The organism is Acinetobacter sp. YH12097 (assembly GCF_013419225.1).
Lineage (GTDB): Bacteria > Pseudomonadota > Gammaproteobacteria > Pseudomonadales > Moraxellaceae > Acinetobacter > Acinetobacter amyesii.
This window is the reverse complement of sequence record NZ_VPAN01000087.1, coordinates 1-3347: the sequence shown is the minus strand read 5'-3', so window position 1 is coordinate 3347 and position 3347 is coordinate 1. Positions and strand designations below refer to the sequence as shown.

The 3347-nt window shown below is 47.4% G+C and carries 4 protein-coding genes; 1 reads left to right on the top strand and 3 read right to left on the bottom strand.

Annotation, left to right across the window (positions count from 1 at the left end; all coding sequences use genetic code 11):
* Positions 1–565 precede the first annotated feature (565 nt).
* Positions 566–1453 carry an Mph(E)/Mph(G) family macrolide 2'-phosphotransferase gene (mph, locus tag FTU37_RS16440; protein WP_071830579.1) on the top strand — a complete coding sequence of 296 codons (888 nt, stop codon included), beginning with the start codon at positions 566–568 and terminating at the stop codon, positions 1451–1453.
* A gap of 73 nt (positions 1454–1526) precedes the next feature.
* Here mph and FTU37_RS16435 read toward each other — a convergent pair whose 3' ends face one another.
* The 3 genes from FTU37_RS16435 to sul2 form a co-directional block, all read right to left on the bottom strand.
* Positions 1527–1991 carry an ATP-binding protein gene (locus FTU37_RS16435; protein WP_071830580.1) on the bottom strand — a complete coding sequence of 155 codons (465 nt, stop codon included), beginning with the start codon at positions 1989–1991 and terminating at the stop codon, positions 1527–1529.
* A 61-nt stretch (positions 1992–2052) separates the two neighbouring features.
* Positions 2053–2301: a phosphoglucosamine mutase gene (locus tag FTU37_RS16430; RefSeq protein ID WP_071830581.1), complete on the bottom strand. Its 249-nt coding sequence runs from the start codon at positions 2299–2301 to the stop codon at positions 2053–2055.
* Between the two features lie 86 nt (positions 2302–2387).
* Positions 2388–3203, bottom strand: coding sequence for a sulfonamide-resistant dihydropteroate synthase Sul2 (sul2, locus tag FTU37_RS16425; RefSeq protein WP_001043260.1), 816 nt, complete (start codon positions 3201–3203; stop codon positions 2388–2390).
* Positions 3204–3347 lie beyond the last annotated feature (144 nt).

The following is a 3347-nucleotide window of genomic DNA, read 5'->3' as shown; positions in this document are numbered from 1 at the left end:
GTAAATTTTCAGCGTTGCTGGCTCCCCGTCAGCCGGATTGGGTTGCATCGCAGGGGTGTCGAAAGAGTCAACTGCGGTCCAAAGCTGTTGGACTTGGGTGAAAAGGGCGTTTATTCTTCCTATACGTGAACCGCATCCTACGGAATGAGTAACCCTTGCCCTATTGTGAGTAGAACGTCGTATAATTCAAACGAAAGCAGTTAATAGGTATGAAATATCACAGCACAAAAGAGCGACAGGACATGTTTAGATGATGTTATTATAAAATAATAACATCATGGATGAATAAAAAATAATTTTCTATCTTTACAACTATGTTATACTTCTATGATAAGGCTATGATGGCAAAGCCTTGGTTTTCCTAATCAAATAGTCGCCGAGATGGCTTCAATGCGACAGTAGGTCTACTGTCTCACAATTAATTCATGTATCAGATTTTTGTTCCCTGATGGGAAGTGTTATCCATACGAAAAGAATATGGGTAAAGTGTTACACCTGTATATGACATTCAGAATGTCCTGTCGGGGGAACTGGTACCAATTTAATAAAAGAAAACAGTATAGAAATGACAATCGAAGATATGCAAACATTAGCCCTAGAGCATGGGCTGAGAATTTCGGAAGAGATGAGCGTCAATGAGATGGGCATCGACTTTAGAGTTGCCTTTGTAAAGGAAGTAAACGGTGAGAACTGGGTACTCCGTATACCTCGAAGAAGCGATATGCTTGAACAAATCGAAAATGAAAGTAGAATATTGGATTTAGCCAAAAGAAACCTGTCGATCAATGTCCCTGATTGGAAAATTGTATCGGAGCGCCTAATAGCCTACCCTTTACTGGAGGATGCGCCTGCTCTGACATTCGATGCGATAACACATGAGGTTTCTTGGAACATAGATCGCGATAGCATAGCTTATGTGGAGTCTCTGGCAAAATCATTGGCCGAATTACATCGTATTACAGCTGACGATGTGAGAAAGAGCAACTTGAAAATAATGACTCCAAGTGAATTGAGGACCGAAATAGCTGACCGTATCCACTTGGTGAAATCTGAGATAGGTATCAGCGAGCCGTTGGAAAACAGATACCGTAGATGGTTGGACAATGACCCTTTGTGGCCTGAATTCACTTGTTTCATCCATGGCGATCTCTATGCAGGGCATGTCTTAACCTCGAAGGAAGGTAAGACCTCTGGTATCATAGATTGGTCTACTGCGCATATGGGTGATCCTGCACTGGACTTTTCTGGTCACGTATCGGTTTTTGGAGAGGATAGCCTGAAGAGTTTGATAACGGAGTATGCTAAACAAGGCGGAACGATATGGGATAGGCTCTACGAACAATCTATAGAGAGGGCTGCTGCAGCTCCATTAGCATATGGCGCTTTTGCGGTAGAGTGCAACGACGATAATCATATCAATGCCGCCAGAGCAGCCTTAGGTATTGTTCAATAAAATGATGTGAGGATACTTTTTTAAATGCTAAAATAGGAGTTCGATTGGTGCCACTTAAGAGTATCATTGATTTCTATTTTAGCCAGTATCCTCCACTTTTAGGAGCTCCTCGAAACTCGATTTTATGATCATCTCTTAAGATTTTGAGCCACCGCTCTACTATCTTGACAGGAACTAATAGCTCGTTTACTAAAAATGGTGCACGCTTTCCTGGATTAGTTCTTATCTGATTAAATAGTAGATTTACTCCCTCACTTACTCCCTCATTAGATTCGAAAAGTAGCTTTGATGAGACAATAACTCGAAAACCGTGCTGGAAATTTTCAAAGACAGGGGGACGCAGACCATAGGATGCGAAGCCTTCTTGGATTCGTTTGATGCCTGACCCATATTTTTCAATAAAATGCGCTTCTTTGAACGTGGCAGATATCCTTTTATTGCGCGCCCATGGCGAGTAATCTTCACGAAGAAGCTGATCAATCGTTAAGTTATCAGCTAAACCACCTGGATTGAAAAACTCTATGGAATTGTAATACACCCTGATTATGGAATCGGCAAATTAATTTGGACTTGGGTGAAAAGGGCGTTTATTCTTCCTATTACGTTGTCGGCAGCGGGCCAAAAAGGAATACGTCCATGCCCATCGAGGTGAAACCGGCTGTGAGCGCGGGTTCAAGCATATAGCCCGACAGGCGCGTATCCTTGCCGATCACGACACGATGGCGGTGGTCACCGCGACGAAAGACACGGCCAGCCGCCATGCCGACGCGCAAGGCGGTTTCCGCCGTCATCGCGCCTTCGTTGGCTTTGCCACGAATACCGTCTGTGCCGAAATATTTGCGCACCATAAGGTCGATTATCCTGTCGTCGGGTCGCCCTCAAAGGGGACATGCCTGCTGAACCGCGAATATAGAGAAATATCCCGAATGTGCAGTTAACGAATTCTTGCGGTTTCTTTCAGCGCCGCCAATACCGCCAGCCCGTCGCGCAAGGGGCGCGGCTCGTGTGTGCGGATGAAGTCAGCTCCACCTGCGGCGGCGGCAAGCTCTGCAGCGAGTGTCGCGGCCCCGACATCCCCCGGACCACGGCCTGTGAGCGCGCGCAGAAAGGATTTGCGCGAAACAGACAGAAGCACCGGCAAATCGAAGCGCAGCCGCAATTCATCGAACCGCGCCAGCACCGAGAGCGAGGTTTCGGGAGCAGCCCCCAGAAAAAACCCCATGCCGGGATCAAGGACAAGGCGGTTGCGTTTGATACCGGCACCCGTCAGCGCCGCGATGCGCGCGTCAAAGAACGCCGCAATGTGATCCATGATGTCGCCAGCGGGTGCCTCGCGCCGATCTGCCTGCCCGTCTTGCACCGAATGCATAACGACGAGTTTGGCAGATGATTTCGCCAATTGCGGATAGAACGCAGCGTCTGGAAAACCGCGAATATCATTGAGATAGGCCACACCACGCGACAAGGCATAGGCTTGCGTCGCGGGTTGATAACTGTCGAGCGAGACGGGAATGCCATCTGCCTTGAGCGCGTCCAGCACCGGCGCGATACGCGCGATTTCTGTGTCGGACGAAACAGGCGCGGCGTCGGGATTGCTGGATGCCGGACCGAGGTCGATCACATCTGCCCCCTCGGCCATCAGCTTACGCGCCTGCGCAATGGCTGCGTCTGGCGCCAGATACCGGCCTCCATCGGAGAAACTGTCCGAGGTTATGTTGACGATGCCGAAAATGATGAGCGATTTATTCATGGGGGCTTCTATAATAATCTCTGTACACGACAAAAATAGATAACTCATTGAAATAATGTCACAATAATTGTTTTCTAACGACGAATACTATGACACATCTCAATGAGTTATATCTTATCTTAAACAAATCTCTAAAATGGAACA

What these genes read in the sequence shown, in the direction of transcription:
- sul2 (WP_001043260.1), bottom strand. Translation starts at nt 3,203, where the DNA reads ATGAATAAATCGCTCATCATTTTCGGCATCGTCAACATAACCTCGGAC.
- mph (WP_071830579.1), top strand. Translation starts at nt 566, where the DNA reads ATGACAATCGAAGATATGCAAACATTAGCCCTAGAGCATGGGCTGAGA.
- FTU37_RS16430 (WP_071830581.1), bottom strand. Translation starts at nt 2,301, where the DNA reads ATGGTGCGCAAATATTTCGGCACAGACGGTATTCGTGGCAAAGCCAAC.